At 48.1% G+C, this 18,265-nt stretch carries 9 protein-coding genes; 1 reads left to right on the top strand and 8 read right to left on the bottom strand.

What is annotated here, in order from left to right:
* Positions 1 to 274: 274 nt before the first annotated feature.
* Positions 275 to 1,996 (top strand): ATP-binding protein, encoded by a 1,722-nt coding sequence (locus HMPREF1532_RS13975; protein WP_005930732.1) that lies wholly within the window; start codon positions 275 to 277, stop codon positions 1,994 to 1,996.
* Between the two features lie 99 nt (positions 1,997 to 2,095).
* Here HMPREF1532_RS13975 and HMPREF1532_RS13970 read toward each other — a convergent pair whose 3' ends face one another.
* From HMPREF1532_RS13970 to HMPREF1532_RS13935, 8 genes are all read right to left on the bottom strand, one after another.
* Complete coding sequence (locus HMPREF1532_RS13970) at positions 2,096 to 3,361, bottom strand: ATP-binding protein (RefSeq protein WP_005930730.1); 1,266 nt, start codon at positions 3,359 to 3,361, stop codon at positions 2,096 to 2,098.
* Between the two features lie 343 nt (positions 3,362 to 3,704).
* Positions 3,705 to 6,368, bottom strand: coding sequence for a hypothetical protein (locus HMPREF1532_RS13965; protein WP_005930727.1), 2,664 nt, complete (start codon positions 6,366 to 6,368; stop codon positions 3,705 to 3,707).
* Positions 6,369 to 6,377: 9 nt separating this feature from the next.
* Positions 6,378 to 7,499, bottom strand: coding sequence for a T9SS type A sorting domain-containing protein (locus HMPREF1532_RS13960; RefSeq protein ID WP_005930724.1), 1,122 nt, complete (start codon positions 7,497 to 7,499; stop codon positions 6,378 to 6,380).
* Positions 7,500 to 7,602: 103 nt separating this feature from the next.
* Positions 7,603 to 10,791, bottom strand: a complete 3,189-nt coding sequence (locus tag HMPREF1532_RS13955) for an FG-GAP-like repeat-containing protein (RefSeq protein WP_244266431.1) — start codon at positions 10,789 to 10,791, stop codon at positions 7,603 to 7,605.
* Between the two features lie 42 nt (positions 10,792 to 10,833).
* A complete protein-coding gene (locus tag HMPREF1532_RS13950) occupies positions 10,834 to 12,366 on the bottom strand; it encodes a RagB/SusD family nutrient uptake outer membrane protein (RefSeq protein WP_005930719.1) in 1,533 nt (510 codons plus the stop codon).
* Between the two features lie 12 nt (positions 12,367 to 12,378).
* Positions 12,379 to 15,498, bottom strand: coding sequence for a SusC/RagA family TonB-linked outer membrane protein (locus HMPREF1532_RS13945; RefSeq protein ID WP_224203226.1), 3,120 nt, complete (start codon positions 15,496 to 15,498; stop codon positions 12,379 to 12,381).
* A 207-nt stretch (positions 15,499 to 15,705) separates the two neighbouring features.
* Positions 15,706 to 17,136 (bottom strand): sugar porter family MFS transporter, encoded by a 1,431-nt coding sequence (locus HMPREF1532_RS13940; protein ID WP_005930714.1) that lies wholly within the window; start codon positions 17,134 to 17,136, stop codon positions 15,706 to 15,708.
* 348 nt (positions 17,137 to 17,484) lie between these two features.
* Entirely contained in the window at positions 17,485 to 18,264 is a 780-nt protein-coding gene (locus tag HMPREF1532_RS13935) for a glucose-6-phosphate isomerase family protein (protein WP_005930712.1), read from the bottom strand.
* Position 18,265: the final 1 nt, after the last annotated feature.

Genomic DNA, 18,265 nt, shown 5'->3' with positions numbered 1-18,265 from the left:
TCAACGAGTTACCTCTTGATAAGTAAACCTACACAGAACGCCGCAAACGAAACGGAGAGTGTTAAATCTGCATTTCCATCGGGTAATGATTTGGAAACCATTCTTTCGCTGCAATCTGCTTTAAGACGGTTTTATGCACTTTACCCAATTTCCGCAATTTGCCTATAACTTCTTAATTCTCAAATTCTACTGCGCTAATCTGCGCTTTTCATGAGGTTATTCCATAGAATTTGTGTAACTTTGTAACTGTTAGTGTAACAAAGAGTGATAGGATATGAAAATTCAAGCAAGTATAACGATTCCCTATGCTGTGGCCAATTATGCCGAAATGCGTGACCGTGGTTTTTATTATGTGGATAAGACGGATTACATTCCACGTCTCGAGGCCTATAAAGCTCCCGTGTTCCTGCGTCCCCGCCGTTTCGGGAAGAGTCTGCTGGTATCCACCTTGGCACATTATTATGACCGCACATTGGCCCACCGGTTTGAGGATCTCTTTGGAGGAACATACATCGGAAGCCATCCTACACCGGAGCACAACCGCTATATGATCATTCGCTATGACTTCTCGGCAATGGTGATGGCGGATAATATGGAAGGGTTGGAACAGAATTTTAATATTCTGAACCGTGGCCCCGTGGAAATCATGGTGACACACAACCGTGACCTCTTCGGAGACTTTCAGTTTTCCACCCGCGAAAATGCCGCACAGATGCTCGAGGAAGCCTTGGCTTATGCCCGCGCCCATGACCTCCCTCCGGTTTACATCCTGATAGACGAATACGACAACTTCACCAACCAGTTGCTGACCTCTTACAATGACCCGCTCTACGAGAAAGTGACCACTGCCGACAGCTTCCTGCGCACCTTCTTCAAGGTAATCAAAAAAGGGATCGGTGAGGGCAGCATCCGCACCTGTTTCTGTACCGGTGTGCTGCCCGTGACGATGGACGACCTGACCAGTGGATATAACATTGCCGAGATATTGACACTACATCCTGATTTTATCAATATGTTGGGCTTTACCCATGCCGAAGCGGATGCTTATCTTCGCTACGTGCTCGACAAGTATACCGGAAGTCAGGAACGCTACGACGAAATATGGCAGCTCATCGTCAACAACTACGACGGTTACCGTTTCAGCCCCAAGGGGGAAAAGCTGTTCAACGCAACGATACTGACCTATTTTCTGAAAAACTTTGCTACCCGTCACGGTGAAGTTCCCGAAGAGATGATAGACGAGAACCTGCGTACCGACATCGGCTGGCTGCGACGGCTCACCCTCTCGCTGGAAAACTCGAAGGCCATGCTGGATGCATTAGTGATAGACAACGGACTGGCTTACAACGTAGCCGACCTCTCCAGTAAATTCAACAAGCAGAAGTTCTTCGACAAGAATTTCTATCCCGTCAGCCTTTTCTATTTAGGCATGACGACCCTGCAAAACAACTTCCGGATGGCACTCCCCAACCTGACCATGCGCAGCATCTATATGGACTACTACAACGTGTTGAACCGTATAGACGGTGGCGCCAACCGGTATGTCCCTACTTACGAACGCTTCGTTGACGAACGTGATTTTGAATCGCTTGTACGGAACTATTTCGAGCAATACCTCGGCCAGTTCCCTGCGCAGGTGTTCGACAAGATCAATGAAAACTTCATCCGTTGCTCTTTCTTCGAATTGGTATCCCGTTACCTGAGCAGTTGCTATACCTTTGCCATCGAACAGAACAATTCGGAAGGACGTGCCGACTTCGAAATGACCGGCATACCGGGCACGGATTATTACACGGACGACCGTCTGGTGGAGTTCAAATATTACAAAGCCAAAGAGGCGGAAAAGATGTTAGAACTGGATGTGCCCCTGCCCGAACATGTAGAGCAGGTGCACCGCTATGCCGAAGACACACTGCGGCATTTCCCGAACTATAAGGTGCGGACGTATATGGTTTACATCTGTGCCAACCGGGGATGGAAATGCTGGGAAGTATAAAAAAGAAGTTGCCACAGATCGAAACCGGAAAGTACCCCTATAAAATCATACGCCACACAAAACATAAATTGCTGTTGCAGCAGATTGATACTCCCATTTTTATGGTTTCAGCAGATTGATCGGAGCCACATACACTCCATCCTCTCTCTGATAAGCTCCTCCCACGGCCGTCAGTACCATTAGGAATGAAGGAGCCATCTCATCGCTCTTTTCCTCAATTTTAGCCTTCAGTAGTTTCAGCGAATTAGCACCAGCCTCAACCAGTTCATCACCTCCCAACTTAATTTCGATGGCCCCCCATCGCCCATCATCCAGATGCACTACAGCATCACACTCCAGTCCGGCATTATCTCTATAATGTAGCACCTCACCACCCAGAGTACCCGCATACACCTTCAAGTCACGAACAGCCATATCCTCAAAGAACAAGCCGAAACTTTCCAGATCCCGATGCAAATCTTCCGGCATCACTCCTAATGCCCTACAAGCAATCGAAGTATCCACAAAATGTCGCGTTGGGGTTGAGCGAATTGAAGTCTTCGAACGAATATTCGGATTCCAAGCCGCCATATCCTCAACAATATATAAATCTTTCAGAGCTTCCATGTAGTCATCAAACGTCTTCGGGTCCATCGTCCTCTCATTACTCTGACGTACATCTGCAATGATGGTCGAGATAGCCGCCTCAGTCGAAATATGACGAGCATAACTCCTCACGATCATCTTCAGTATCTCAGGTTTCTTGTTGCGAAAACGCTCATTCTCACAATCCTCAAACACAAACAACCCATTCCAATAATTCTTCGTAATCTCAATGGCAATATCTTTCGGAGCCAGCACCGAGATAGGCCAACCACCACGGCAAAGCAGATGAGCCATGTCCTCCAACGTAAAGTCCTGATTCAAGTCCCAAGGAAAATCTTCGCCACCATCAAAAAGATTCTGCAACGAAACCGTACCTTTCGACTCCTTTGACTCCCACAAACTCATCGGGCGCATCTTCACCGGAGTAATTCTACCTGCACCACTATGATGCACCTCAGTCTTGTCGGCAGGAGTCGAACTACCCGTTAAAATATATTTACCGAACTCATAATTAAAGTCCAAATCATCCTTCACCTGATTCCAAATGTCCGGAGCCTTCTGCCATTCATCAATCAACCTCGGGGTCTCACCTTTCAACACAGCTTTCGGGTTCATCCTTGCCATAGCAATGGCCTGTTTCGTGTTCAATTTCACGAAACTCTTTTGATAAAGCATACACGTTGTAGTCTTTCCGCAAAATTTCGGACCAGCCACAACCACAGCTCCCGAAGTCCTCAACTTCAGTTCTATCTCTTTTTCAACAAGTCTACTATAGTACATATCTCCATTTTTTATTTGTAATCCAATGCGAAGATATAAAACTCCAATGATTTTCAATAGTAAATTCCCATAATTTTCAATACCATAATCAAAATAAAAACATTTTTATTGTTTTATCAAATCAAAAATGTCAGAAAACATATCATTACCAACCATCCCCCCCATAGCATAAATATACCCATCAATTTACTTTCAACCATAAAAAATATTCAGCCGTAAAAGAAACAGTCATCCTTGACAATGTGAGAAATGGATATAAAAAAGCGGGAGAACCACCGTATATTCTCCCGCTTTAACCGCATACATTGATTGTATACCTTGATCGTATCGTATTATCAGCAACTTACATCCGAATCACTTCCAGATAGTCCAGATTACAATCGTTGGCGTCTTCCCTGCCATGAGACATATTCGAATCAAAACCCTTGCCCTCCGGATTGAGTCTTAAACTGACCGTATGGCGTCCCGCCTTCATATTCTTCCACAAATAATTGGAACGCATCCACTTATTCCAGTCTCCCGTAGCTTCGAGAATAAATGTACCGGCATCAACATTGTCGATAAATACCGAACGAATCGTACAGTAGGTGCCATCGGGTCCATGACCGTTTGCACCGGAAAGCACGAGCGCATAATCACCATCAACAGGCACATCGACGGTAAAGGTCACATCGGCCGGTTTTGCATACAAATCGACTATAAATCCCCGGCCGGAATATCCGGAATGAGCCTGACTGAATGTCCCTTTCGACACGGCATCTTCCGCTTCGAACACTTTGCGCCAGTCTGTCTTTATCACCGGATTGGAACAATCGGACTTGAATCCCCGGCTATCCATCGAATATACAGAATAGAACCCGGCAGGCTCCCGGCTCAAATCGTAAGGAAACGTAATCTCCTTATCCTCTCTCTCCCGGCTACACAGAAAATAGCGCAACCCCGGCTCTACGGAACAATTAATCACCTGTCCCTCCTGAATGAGCACCGGCTCTACCGGCGACCAGTCCTTACGCGGTCCCGGCTGAACAAGATTCATTTTCTCTCCGGCAGGCACTGTTGTCATCACAATGTCAATCGTGTAATCTCCCTGAGCCGTTGCAGGAAACAGATAAGGCAAGCTCTGTTCCTCCCCGTTCACGAGAAGACGTTTCACGGTATTTCCCTTTCCGGTGACATTCAAGTTCAACACGGCATCCCGGTAACGGAAATTCTCCAATGAGATCTTCCCATCTACCAGGTCCGGTATCACAGGAGTGAAAGTGATCCCCTCCTCGCTCATCGTCATCCCGAACAGTACACGATATACCATACTGATATAAGATGCCACAGACCATAACTGGCGGGAAGAGTTCAACGCCGTACCGCGATCGTAGCCCGTGTCATAAGTCATATTTTCTTTGTGAGTCAGAAACAGTGCTCCGGCACGCATCAGCGATTTCATCATATGTTCCACCACTTGCACGTTTTTCGCATCACGGGCAGCATACATATAAGGAGTTTCCCAAACCGGCCATACGCTTTTGTTATGATAAGAAAAATCATCCGGGATGCTGGGATACAGCACGGCTGCCCCATAAGGATAAACCGGAAAATTTTCCACCATCTTCGCACTCTGTTCCGGGGTGGCTATACCCAACACGGCTGCCAGTCCATTCGACATCACCCCCACTCTTTGAGCAGGCCGGTATCCCAAATACTCCGGATAGAGATAACAGGTATAGCACCCCTGTTTCTCGTCCCAAAAACGCTTATTGATATTCTCTTTCAGCAAATCGGCATATTGATCCCACACGGCAATCTCTTCCGCCGGCTTTCCGGTGATCCGTCCGGCAGCCCCGAGAAACTGATAGAGGAACTTGTGCAGTGCATTGGTGCCACTGGAAAAAGAATCGGCAATAACGGAATTGATAAACCAATTGGGATAGGTATGGGTACGCCAGTCCATCGAACAGGTTTCTCCCTTAAACAACCCGGCATTCGCATCAAACGCCACATGGATATCTTTCTGTGCCGTATACTTCAACCCATCGTACACCGATTCCAGCCAACTCTTATCGCCCGTGTACAGATAATATTCCCAAGCCGCCATTGCCCAGACAACGCGGTCGGTAGAGATGGGCCAGGAACCGCCGCTACCGGTATCCTGCAAGGCTTCTTTCGGATTCTGCAAGGTTTGTTTTTCCAATGTCTTGCGCGAAACCTCCGGCAATATCCAGGCATAAGAGAAATAAATGCTGTACACCGCGTCACGCGTCCATGTATCGGGCCACAACGCACCTGCCATGAAGGTACTGTCCGTACGGATGTCGAGCAGCATCTCTTCCAATGCCATGTTGTAAAGGGCTGCCAGCAAGCGGTTGTTTTCGGCCGTGAAACGGGGAAATGCAGAAATATCCTTTTGCAGTTTCCAGCGATCCTTGCCGTGATAGTCCGATTCGATTTCGGTATCGGAAACGGCAACCGCCTCTCTTGTGCCGAGGAAAGAGGCATCGGTCACCTTGTCCGGAGTCAGCACGAAAGAGAGTTCCGTACCGGTTTCCCGTACGATGTTCCAATGCGAACGATAGTCCTTCACACGGTCGGAATCATCCATGACTATTCCGTCTGCCCGCCGCGCTAAATGGCGTTCCGTCTCCGCCGCCCCGTTTTCGAGCGTATACCAGCCGCAATTCTTCTGGGTGACAAAATCAAAACCGCCATACTTCCATTTCATGTTCTCTGTCTCTTGACCTCCCGGAGCAGCACAAACCGCCCCTTCGCCGTCGAGTTGCAGATAGTTTCCGCTTTTCTTGTTCTTGATCAGAAACTCCTCACCGGAAGTACTTTCAATGATCCAGAGGTATTCATCTCCGGAAGGCTCGGCAGCAAAACAGAAGCTCCCCTGCTTCTCTCCCAAATACTCGCCACTTTCACGATTCTGCAAACTCCACTCGGAATAGACCTTATCGCTCCGGCACGACACCAGAAACAACAGTGCAAACAAGCTACAATATAGGTATAACTTCATATGGAAGAATTATTTTATAATTAATTTCTTGGTAACGACCTGATCATCGGATTCGATGCGAACCACATAATGCCCGCTATTCCAGCCGGCCACCCGGATGTTGGCAGTACGTTCCGCAACCATCGACTCAACCGGCTGCCCCATCATGTTGTAAACAATAATACGGACATTGGCAGAACCGGTTTCCACCGTAAACGAAGCATCTTTCCCTACAACGGACGGATATACGGATACGGTCTCCTGACGGTTGTTTCCGGATAATCCCGTACCACCTTTGCTCAGTTTCACACCACGCACACAAGTCGGTTTGAGTCCGGAAGGCATATAGAACGTTTTATCGAAAGATCCCCTCCCGCTTTTGCTGTATCCGTTGTTCTCAGGTTTGGTAGCCGGATCACGCAGGTTGACACTCACTTCTTCATCGTTTACCGAACAAATGGCCATATCGTCGTAACCGTCGCCATTGAAATCCAGCAACAAAGGAATATCGTTTTTGGTACCGAACTGCATATTCGCAATATCCTGATTGGCAAAATCGGGAGTCTTATATTCCGTAGTGGAAGGGGTGAAAGAGCATAACCAATTTCCCCTATCGTATAAAACCACATCCGCCTGCCCGTCGTTATTCATATCCCCGGCCAGCAGATAATCATTGTCTGAAATGCCGAAAGCAAGGTTCACATCCGGAGCCATCGCCCTAAAAGACATCAGCCACCAAAGCCCGTATTCATTATCGCGCCGGATAGCGACATCTCCTGCACCGTCACCGTTGAAATCTGCCGAGAGCGCCTTATCACCTACCGCCATACCGTAAACCACATCCTGCGGGTCGATAAAATTATTATTCCCGTCGTTATAGTAAAATCTCCAATGGATGAGCTGGTCTGCCGCGCAGGAACGGTCTACTTCGCACAAGTCAAAATAACCGTCACCATTGGCATCGTACACAAACACTTCGGCTATCGGCACGTCTTTGGTCTGTGTGGGAACTGTAAGGTCTATCTTTCCGTCCAAATCGAAATCGAACTGATAACCGGCCTCGTAAGACCAATATACAATGCCGTCGGACTTCTGGGCATAAGTGAAAACCGCCATTGTACAGGCTAAAGCTGCAAGTACTAAATTTTTCATAACTATTAAATTTTAATTATACAATAATGATAATTTGTTTAATTCAAAAAAAACAGATAATGCTGAGCAAAAATTAAAAAGCTCTAAATCATGTTTGTTTGATTTACCGGAGTACCACCGAAGCGTATAGCCGGTGATACCCCTCTTGTTCCACATCGCTGATCGTCAGCAGATAGGCCCCCTGCGACAACGGAGGAATGCTACAGGAGAGCACTCCGTTGCCAAAACGGAGCCTGTCTTCATAACAGATACGTCCTCCCATATCCGCCAACCGGATCTCGCACAGACGCTCCTGCCCCGTTCCTCCGGATATAATCATCCGGGAACCTCCGTCATCGAAGCAGACGCTTATCTCCTCTTTTTTTTTAGAAGATTCGATTCCCGTATATTTGTCCGACATGAAAATCAGATTGTCATAATCGGCGCTGTTCCTGTCTACCGGCCCCATAAAGACCGATACCACGATGGCATCCGCCCAATCTTCTCCCCACAGGCCGGTAATATCTTCCCGGAGATCCCGCTCATATTCCACCCATTCGTCTACCTTGGGCTTCACGGGAGTCAGCGTAAGATAAGCCAATCCCGGCTGGGAATACCCCACGCGATAGAACAGGTCTTTCGTTTCCCATACGGGAGAACTGTCGGACGGCTTTATCAGACGGAAACCGAACCAGCAAGCCGTGGTGTTATGGGAACGGACAGCTATCTTAAACCGGTTGAAACGATCGAGCGGTACACGGATCGCACCGTCCGAAGTGGTGGTAAACCGGATCATTCCCGGAGTAACCTGCAATGCTTTCTCTCCGGCAAATGCATCTGTCACTGTCTGGATCTGAGACACGTTACCGTTATAGTCGTTGGAGACGATAAGCGGTTCCTGATCGTCGAGAATGGTAATCGCAGCAGTCTCTTCGGAGCGCAAAGTCTCTCCGCCGGCATCGTAACGGAAGGGGAATAGATCGAATGCGACACTTTTCTCCGCAGGTGCTTCGGGCATTCCGACCGTGCTGTTGAGATGCAGCACCAAGGTGGCAAAAGTACCGAGTGAAGACAACGACACTTTTACCTTATCGCCTTCTCTGGTATAATCTACCTTCCGGCTGCCTTCCAAAGTAACGCAATAAAGATCTGCCGGCACTGCATCTTCCGGTAAGGTGAAAGAGAGACCGGTCGCCTTTGCCGCAGGCGCCGTATTCACCACATCCCAACGCAAATCTACCGAGCTGCCGTAGTTCACCAGATCGACAATCAGAGCATCCGCCCGGCCAGTCCGTTTATCCCAACGTCTTTTCAGTTTGGCATAGATGCCGTCGGCATTATCCAGAACCAAATCCGACTGATTGTAATCGGCAATGACGTAAGCGCGGTTGGAATAATACAGATAGGCTCCGTAGGCTTCCGTAAACTTATTCCAACGGGCGATCTGTTCGAGCACTTCCAACGGATAGTTCACAGCATGGAAAGGAACCGGATCGGTAAAGCTCGCTACTCCGTCCACCACTTGCGCAGCAGGATAACCGCCGGCCGAGAGACAGGTTGCAAATTGATAATCGATATTTTGTTTCGGCCAGCCGGTCGTCAGGTTCATCTCTGCAGGCGGATAGAAATTGGCGAAAACCGGCTTATCGGGGTAACGCGATTTTGCTTCATAAATGTCGCGGTAAAGATCGGTGTATTTGGTTCCCGTGCCAAAAGGCCAGAGTTCCATAAACTGATGGTTGGCTACCGCTCCCGTCGTGTAATGCGGGATATTCCCGTTTGTAGACGGCAGTTGCAATGCCGTAGTAGTGACGTCCGCACGCTGTTCCTTCACTGCCAGATCCAGGCGTTTGACCAACGGAGCCATCTCCGACGAGAAATTACAGGCAGCCTCCGTTCCGTCACAGACATAGCTATCGGGCAGGCCGTACCAATCCCAACGGTATCCGTCCCAATTATACTCTTTCTGAGCCGTCACCGCCTGATGCACAAAATAGTCGTTGAAGTTTTTATACGTCTCTCCGCCGATGGTATACGGGGCATCCACCGATTCGTTGGTAGACATGAGGTAGAGATAAGAACCGCCATAAGTGATAAAGCTACGGTCGCCCGCATTGCGCATGGCCCAATCGGGACAGGTATGGGCAAAAGCCGGAGTTGCGGCATAGATGCCGGTATAGCAGACCGAACGTCCACCGATGCTGCGGAATTTCTCTATCTTCTTTTTCATCATGGCCTTGCTCGTCCAAAGACGGTCGTCGCCGACGTATGTATTCCAGGTTTCCGTCTGAGGGGCTACCTCCTCATGGGCTCTCATCCAGGGATGATATTCCAGCGTATTGATTCCTGCGGCTTCCAGATTGCGCGCCCACTTATCCACATCCAGCGAATTATCGAAGATACAAGTCCATCCGTGCCGGAGATTCACCTCTTTCCCCGTCTCTTCAAGGGTAGCCAAAGGCAGGACGGCAGGGCGGGACTGATCCGCATCCGCAGACATAACGGCAAGTACCCCCGTCAACGGCACTGTCACGGTGCAGTCCACCGTCCCGTAACCATTGGAATCAGCATAGTGTTCGTATTGCGGCTTGTCTGCCGACCAATAATTGATGAGTATCTGTCCGGTCGAAGCACGGTAGAGTGCCATATCGGTATAGCCGTCTCCATTGAAATCTCCGGTAAAGGGAACATCTTCCGCCGTCCCGAACACCACCCCGTTGATGGCAAGGGGCATATCGAACTCGGGATATCCGGTAAGAGACGAAAACGCTACATACCAAGTCGACGTAGAGGGACGGTAAACGGCAAGGTCATCTATTCCGTCACCGTTAAAATCACCGGACAAAGGGATGTCTCCGGGCAGTCCGAACTGACCTCTGGCATCGATGTTCCCCTCACAAGGGGAAAAATCGATGTACCAGGTTGCCAGTCCTCCGGCTCCTGAACGCATCACGGCGATATCGGTCTTTCCGTCACCGTTAAAGTCGCCCGTCACATACTTGTCCGTAGCACTGATGCCAAAGCCGACCGGAGTGCTTGTTATCCAATCCTTTTTACCATTATTTATTTTCCATACCCATTTTATCATTTCGCCGGTAGTCTCCACCTCGCAGATATCCACCCGTCCGTCTCCGTCATAATCGCCCACGCAAGCTCCTCCTGTGAAAACGGCATCCAACGTTTGAGAAATAACAGACTGGTTACCGATGTCGAAATTCCATCCCGCCTGCGTTCTGTAAATCAAATCATCGTGAGCACCGGCCCCTACAGCCAGGGAGAAAGAGACAACGGACAAGAGAATTTTCTTTTTCATATTCTTTTTCATATTCCTTTTCATCTTCTTTTTCATATCGGGTTAATAGCCGGGGTTATTAGGTCTCAAATTGGGGTTTGCATCGATATCGTCCATAGGAACAGGCAATAACAGATGCTTGGGAGTTGTGAAATTCGTTTTACCTATACTGTGGAAGAATTTCTTGGCGTACTCCCCATTCTCATCGTAACGGATCAAGTCGAACCAACGGTGTCCGCCCTCGAAAGCCAACTCCATACGGCGTTCATGACGGATAATCTCCCGTAATTCCGCCTGGTCTTCAGTCGTTACCTCAGGCAATCCGGCCCTGACACGAACGCGATTCAACGGCCCGCCCTCCTCATAGGATGCGGCAGGAGCACAAGCCTCCGACGTACGCCCCTTTTCATTCAAGGCCTCGGCATACATCAGCAATACATCCGCATAACGCAATATGGGGAAATTCAACGGGCTATCCATAGCGCGATCCTGTCCTATATCCTCACAGAGGAATTTCTTTACGTTGTGTCCGGTCTGAGAAACCGACGGATCATAAGCCCAGCCTTTGTACTGGTCGCCCTGACACCACACGGAAACGGATTTCCGCAAATCTCCCGCTTCATAAGAATTCACAAATTCCGGATATACGGCAAACCAGCCGAAGTTACCCCATCTGCCACCAATCGCTATCGGGGCCAAAGGAGCCATATAGTCATTGTGCCACCCGCCCTGTCCGAGGATGTCAAACTCGGAATACGTGGTCACATCTTTCTCATACTGTACTTCGAACAGGCTCTCGGGGCCATTCTCACGCAGGTAGTCGAAATTCCAATCGTATTTTCTGTTCAAGGTATATATATTCAGCGCATCCAGTTCCTCAATAGTAGAAATGACATCATCGTATTTCTTCAAGGTGAGATATACCTTGGCCAGCAGTCCTAAGGAAGCGCCTTTGGTGGCACGGCCTATATCGGAAGAAAGTTCGTATTGCGCCGGCAGCATGGAAGCAGCATCTTTCAAATCCTGTATTATCAGTTCGTAAACCTCTTCTTTTGGAGACCGGGATACCTGCAGATCGTCGCCTGCTGTCTGCTGGGTCTTGATCAGAGGAACATCACCAAACAAACGCACCAGATTAAAGTAATACAAGGCACGCAGGAAATGGGCTTCCCCCTTATACTGGACAATCTTTTCCGGACTTACCCGGGCCGCATCATCGATGTTGTTCAAAATCCAGTTTGTCCGGCTGATTCCGGCCCAGGGTCCCCGCCATAATTCCTTTGCACCGGAATTATCACTGGTAGTTATAAAATTGGCAAGCTGTGTTGTTTCCAGCCCGTTGCCGCCCGCTTCATTGCCCACACTCCCCTCGCCGGCCACAATATCGAGTGTCCACATACGGAGATTGTACATATACGAACTCTGCAAGCGCTGATACATGGAGTTCACTCCACTCTCGATCTCTTCGGCCGTACCTTTTTCAAAGAAATTATCGGTAATAATCTGGTCATTAGGCAATATCTCCAACTTATTCATACAACTCTGGTTACAGAGCGACAGTCCTAAAAAGGCGAATATATAAATATACTTTTTCATGGCTTTATGTTATTAGAATTTAACGGATACACCGAACATATAGGTACGCGCGGACGGATAGACACCGTAATCCAATCCGCTCAATCCGGCTTCGGGATCCAGCCCCGAATAGTTGGTTATGGTACAGAGATTATCTAAACTGACGTAAAGGCGCAACGCTTTCATCTTTGCCTTGCGAATCCACTTTTCCGGCAGTGTATATCCGAATGTCAGATTCTTGAGCTTCGCATAGGCACCGTCTTCCAGCCAACGGGTAGAGGCACGCGAATTGTTGTTCGGATCGGCATAAATGGCACGGGGCATCGAGTAGCTGCTCCCCTCGCCTGTCCATCTTTCCAGAGTAGTTGCCAACTGGTTATACGTACTGTTCATACTCTCATGACTGGCCCGCACGCCATTCCACACCTGGTTTCCTAAAGCGCCTTGAAAGAAAATGCTTAAATCAAAATTCTTATAGCTGAATGTGTTGTTGAAACCGAAAATACAATCGGGAGAAGGATTACCGATAACGGTACGGTCCAGATCGTTTATTTCACCGTTCCCGTCTACATCGACAAACCACATATCACCGGGAGAGGTGTTTTTATAAGGATTGTGAGAGGCTTTATCCGGAGCACGGTTTTCCATGACAGGGCCGGTGAACACTTCATCGAGTGTCTGATAGATTCCGCCCAACTCGTATCCGTAGAAAGAATTGATGGGCTGGCCTTCACGGATCAGGCTCACACCGTTCAGTATCTCCGGGCCACCGATCGAAACCACTTCATTGTGATTGAAACTCATATTCAGACTGGTTTCCCACTTAAATTCTCCTACAAAGTTCTTAGTGTTGACGGTGAATTCGAAACCACGGTTCAGTACTTTACCGATGTTTACCGGTGGCCAGTCCGCCTGTTCCAAAGAAGTGCCGCTTGTCTGCGGAACCGGTTTCTTGGTAAGCATGTCCCGGGTATTCTTTACATAGAAATCAAGATTGGCGACAATACGGTTTTGCAGAAAACCAATGTCGAGACCTACATTATATTGTTCCACCGATTCCCACTTCACTGATGGATTGGACAAGAGGTAAGGATAAATCAGATTCACTAAATTGGACTCGAAACCCCGTTGCGAACCGAAATTATAAACACCGTTCACACTCAGTTTATCGGCAAAGGCGTATGCACCGATATTCTGATTACCCGTTTGTCCGTAACCGGCTCTGAGTTTCAGTAAAGAGACGGGCTTGACGGACTGCATAAATGCTTCATTGCCGATATTCCAGGCAGCAGCAAAAGAGGGGAAGTAGCCGAAGCGGTTATCCTTACCGAACTTCGACGAACCGTCTGCACGGAAAGTAGCTGTCAGCAGGTAACGGTCATCATATGAATAATGCAGACGGGCCATGTACGACATCAATGCCCAACGGTATGAATTGCCTCCTACATCGGTAGCCTTGGTCGCATTGTCCAGTTCGGTAGTCAGTTCGCTGGCACGTCCGGAACCGGCGGCCGATACGGACTCTTTCTTGTATTCCTGATAAGAAGTACCTATCATGGCATTGATGCGGTGCTTTCCGAAAGCCTTGTCATAATTCAATGTATTGTCCCACAGATACAACTGCTCATAAGCGGAAGTGACCGTCTGCATGGTATTTTTCGATTCATTCATCCCCCATTTGTATTTGGGAATGTACGAATTGTTATAATCGTATCCCAACTCGGCTCCCCCTGTCGTCTTGAATTTCAGTCCCTTTATGATTTCCCACTCTAAAGAGATGTTAGACAGCATACGGAATCCCTTCATCCGGTAGTTTTGTTCATTGATGATGGCTACCGGGTTCAATGCGTTTCCATTCCACTCCGCATTGCCCGTAGGCCCGGCATATTCTCCGTTGTCATCATAGATAGGAATGGAAGGCAATATGCGCATTGCATTCTGGATAACCGTACTTACGGGCTGGGTACGGCGATTCTCCGCACTCAGGTTTACATTCGCCCTTACGGTGATGTTCGATGCCAGTTTGGAGGAGATGTTCGATTGCAGGCTCAGACGGTTGTAAGACGAATTCTTCATGATGCCGTCCTGAGTATAATATCCCAAAGAGGTGGCATGGCTTATCTTCTGATTGCCACCCAGCATGGATAGATTGACTTTCTGCATCGGCGCAGTGCGGAAGATGGCATCCATCCAGTCGGTACCTGCTCCCAACGACTCCGGATCGGCAAAAGCCGGATTCAAAGAGTATTCCGGGCCGGCATTGGTACGCATCTCATTGTGCAAAGCCGCGTATTGCGACGCATCCAGCATCTTGTATGTTTTGGCCGAATGCTGTATGCCGTAGCTATAATCAAAATTGATTTCCGTATGTCCCTCCTGTGCCTGTTTGGTGGTGACCATCACTACTCCGTTGGCTCCCCGCGAACCGTAAATAGCCGTAGCCGAAGCATCTTTCAAGACATCGATGGATTCTACATCGTTCGGATTCAAGTACCACATGCCGCCGCTTACAGGCACCCCATCGATCACATACAAAGGAGACGCGTCGTTGATGGTACCCACACCACGTATCAGAATGGATACATCACCGCCCGGCGTACCGGAATTCTGCACGACCTGTACCCCCGACATCTTTCCGGCAATGGCCTGCATCACATTGGAAGTGGCATTCTTGGTGATCTCTCCCGAACGGACGGAAGAGACAGCACCCGTAACGTCTTTCTTACGCATCGTGCCATAACCCACTACCACCACTTCATCCAGTGCCGCCACATCTTCCTGCAATACCACTTCGACAAAAGCCCTTCCGGATACGTTTACTTCCGTAGTGACATAGCCTATATAAGAAATAACCAGAACAGGCTGCCTTCCGGTGACATTCAGTGTAAAGTTTCCGTTCAAATCTGTTATGGTAGCATTATTGGTACCTTTCTGAGAGATATTGGCAGCAATGACAGGCAGGCCGTCCGGGCCCTTTATAATACCTTTTACGGTCTGTTGCTGCTGTGTCACGTTCGAAATACCGGTTTCACTGCCCGCATCGGAATGTGCGGTAACACCGGCGAAAAGGGTGATCGGAGAGATAAGAAACATCGCAGTCCCTATAAGCAAAGTGTGCTTCATGCGACTCTTACATTGATACTCTGTTTTCATATTCATTGTGTTTTCATTTATTATAATCTATAATTATATCCCGGTAAAAAAAAGAAGGTCGGCCAGCATCAAATGACGAATGTAAAAGTACGGAGAAGTGTTATACCTTCTTTCCACCATTTTAGCTGATAATTATGATATTTTACCATAATAGTCTTATTATCGCCCGAATATTGATATGATTCCAATATTCCGGGCATTTTTTCCCTATTTCAAGAAACGTGGTTTGCCCCCCTTGCGCCAATATTCCTCAATCTTTTCCAAAGAGACTCCTTTGGTTTCGGGCACATAGAAGTATCCCCATATCAAGGCTGCCAGAGCTACCACGGCATAAAACCAGAAAGCACCGGCCGGACTCCCCAAGTTCTCACCTTCTGCATAAATCTCCGTACCGCTTATCGTGAAAGCATGTACGATCTTGAAGAAAGTAAACGAAACGATGCTATTGAAAAACCACACGGACAAGGAACCGATGGATGAGCCCAATCCTCTGAGTTTCTGGGGAAATACTTCGGAGATGATAAGCCACCCCAACGGGCCGATGCTGATAGCGAAAAAGGCAACATAGAAAAAGACCAACAGGACGGACAACCATTTGCCGGCATCGCCCAACGAAGCGGAGAAGGCAAAGCAAATGCCCAACAGAATCAGCGAAACCGTGATCCCGGTCAGACCGGTGAAATAGAGTTTGCGCCTTCCAAGCCTGTCTACAAAATACACCGATACGATCGTGAACAGCAGGTTGACCGCCCCTACGCCCACCGAGGCCCATATAGCGGAAACCGTACCGTCGAACCCGGCCATAAGGAATATCTTGGGACTGTAATAGATCACGGTGTTGATGCCTACAAACTGTTGGAAAAACATAATTCCGATGCAGATGATCACGGCATTGCGCAGCCAGGGCTTGAACAGTTCGCGATAACCGGACTTCTCCTCACGACTCTTAGCCACTTCTTTCCGGATCGCTTCAAAAGCATCGTTTCTGGATTCCGGACTCTCTATACGCGAAAGCACGGCCAGTCCTTCCTGCTCTCTCCCGCGACCGATTAACCAACGCGGCGTCTCGGGCATACACAGCATACCCACAAATAATACGATAGCGGGAATCACGCCTACATAAAACATCGGCCGCCAGCAGTCTATCCGGCTTTCATCGGCAAAAAAGAGATCGGAAAGATAAGATACCAAAACACCGATAGTAACCATCAACTGGAACATCGACACCAAAGCTCCGCGTTTTTTTGCCGGAGAAATTTCCGCAATATAAAGCGGTACAGCAAAAGAAGAGACACCGATAGCCACTCCTAAAAACAAACGGGAAGCAATGAGGTGATACACATCGGGCGCAAATCCGGACCACAACGCACCGATGGCAAAAACCACGGCCGATGCCAAAATCACCTTTCTACGGCCGAGCGTATCCGTCACTTTCCCGCAAAAGAGCGCTCCCAAGATAGCACCGCACAACCCGGAAGCCGTAATAATTTCAATCATACCGTTATCGATTCCGAAGTCTTTCTGAAAGAAAGGGATAGCCCCCGATATGACTCCGGTATCAAACCCGAACAACAGTCCGCCCGTAGCGGCAACGACTGCAATCACATAAATAAGCTTGCTATTATACTCTGTTTTCATGGTATTTATTTTTAAATTTAAGTTGCTAAGTGATCAAGTAGTGAGTAGTTGAGTAGTCAAGTAGTAAGTAGTTAAGTAGTCAAGTAGTAAGTAGTTAAGTAGTTGAGTAGATAAAGTAGTAAGGACGGATAGTTCACGTCACCGGTATCCCAACTTGAATAATTAAGGATCAGCAGTCAAGCAATAAACTGTCAAAAAAATACATCAGACAAGACATTTCTACTTAACTACTTACTACTTAACTACTTGACTACTAAACTACTTGACTACTAAGCTACTTGACTACTAAATCACTTGACTACTAAACAACCACTTAACATTTTGGCTACTGTATATAAATTATTCAAGCTAAGGTTGATAATTCTCCCATACCTCCTTTTTCAGTTCCGGGCGGGGAACATATAAGAAAGTATCCGGATTTTTTTCAAAAGTCGTATAGATGGCTTCCCCCTTTACGATGCCGAGGGCGGAGTAATCGGCAGGAGTTTTGCAGATCAGTTCCGATTTCTCATAAAGCGGATTGGCTTGCCACTCTATTTTATTCTTATCATTAAAGACAGGAAACCAAGCGATGCCTTTATGCCTGCGAACGCCCTCGTACTCAAAACCGTAGTCGCGGTCACACCAGGCACCGAATGTCAACGGTTCGTCCGGATTGGCGCTGATAGTGGCATGCGCCCAGTATGGGGGGACAATCACAACGTCACCGGGACGGGCATAAACGGCAAAACAACGCCCGGGATTATCCTCGGCAAACTCCTGCATATAGATAATCGCTTCGCCCGACCAGATTTCATAAACCTCCGGAGTAGACCATTGGCTGAATTTGGAAACCCAGTGAATATGTCCCTGGCTACGTATGGGTTCCCGTCCTAATTTTCCGGCGGCATAAGTCACCACCCCATAGAGAAGGTGCATCTCTTTCAGAAGCGGTTCATGGATTTTCTTTCCGACATCCATGGCAATGGCATACACTACTTCGGGACCGTCACAATCGGGATCGGATAAACTCTTGCGGATATCTTTCAGCAAACGGTTCTCTACCGGAGGGCCAAAAACATCGGGACCATAAACGAACCCCATGGGATTCGTTGTGGGTTCTATATCAAAACCTGGATTAAATTTCATA

The organism is Bacteroides salyersiae WAL 10018 = DSM 18765 = JCM 12988, assembly GCF_000381365.1.
Taxonomy (GTDB): Bacteria; Bacteroidota; Bacteroidia; order Bacteroidales; family Bacteroidaceae; genus Bacteroides; species Bacteroides salyersiae.
This window is presented reverse-complemented; position numbering and strand designations above follow the sequence as displayed.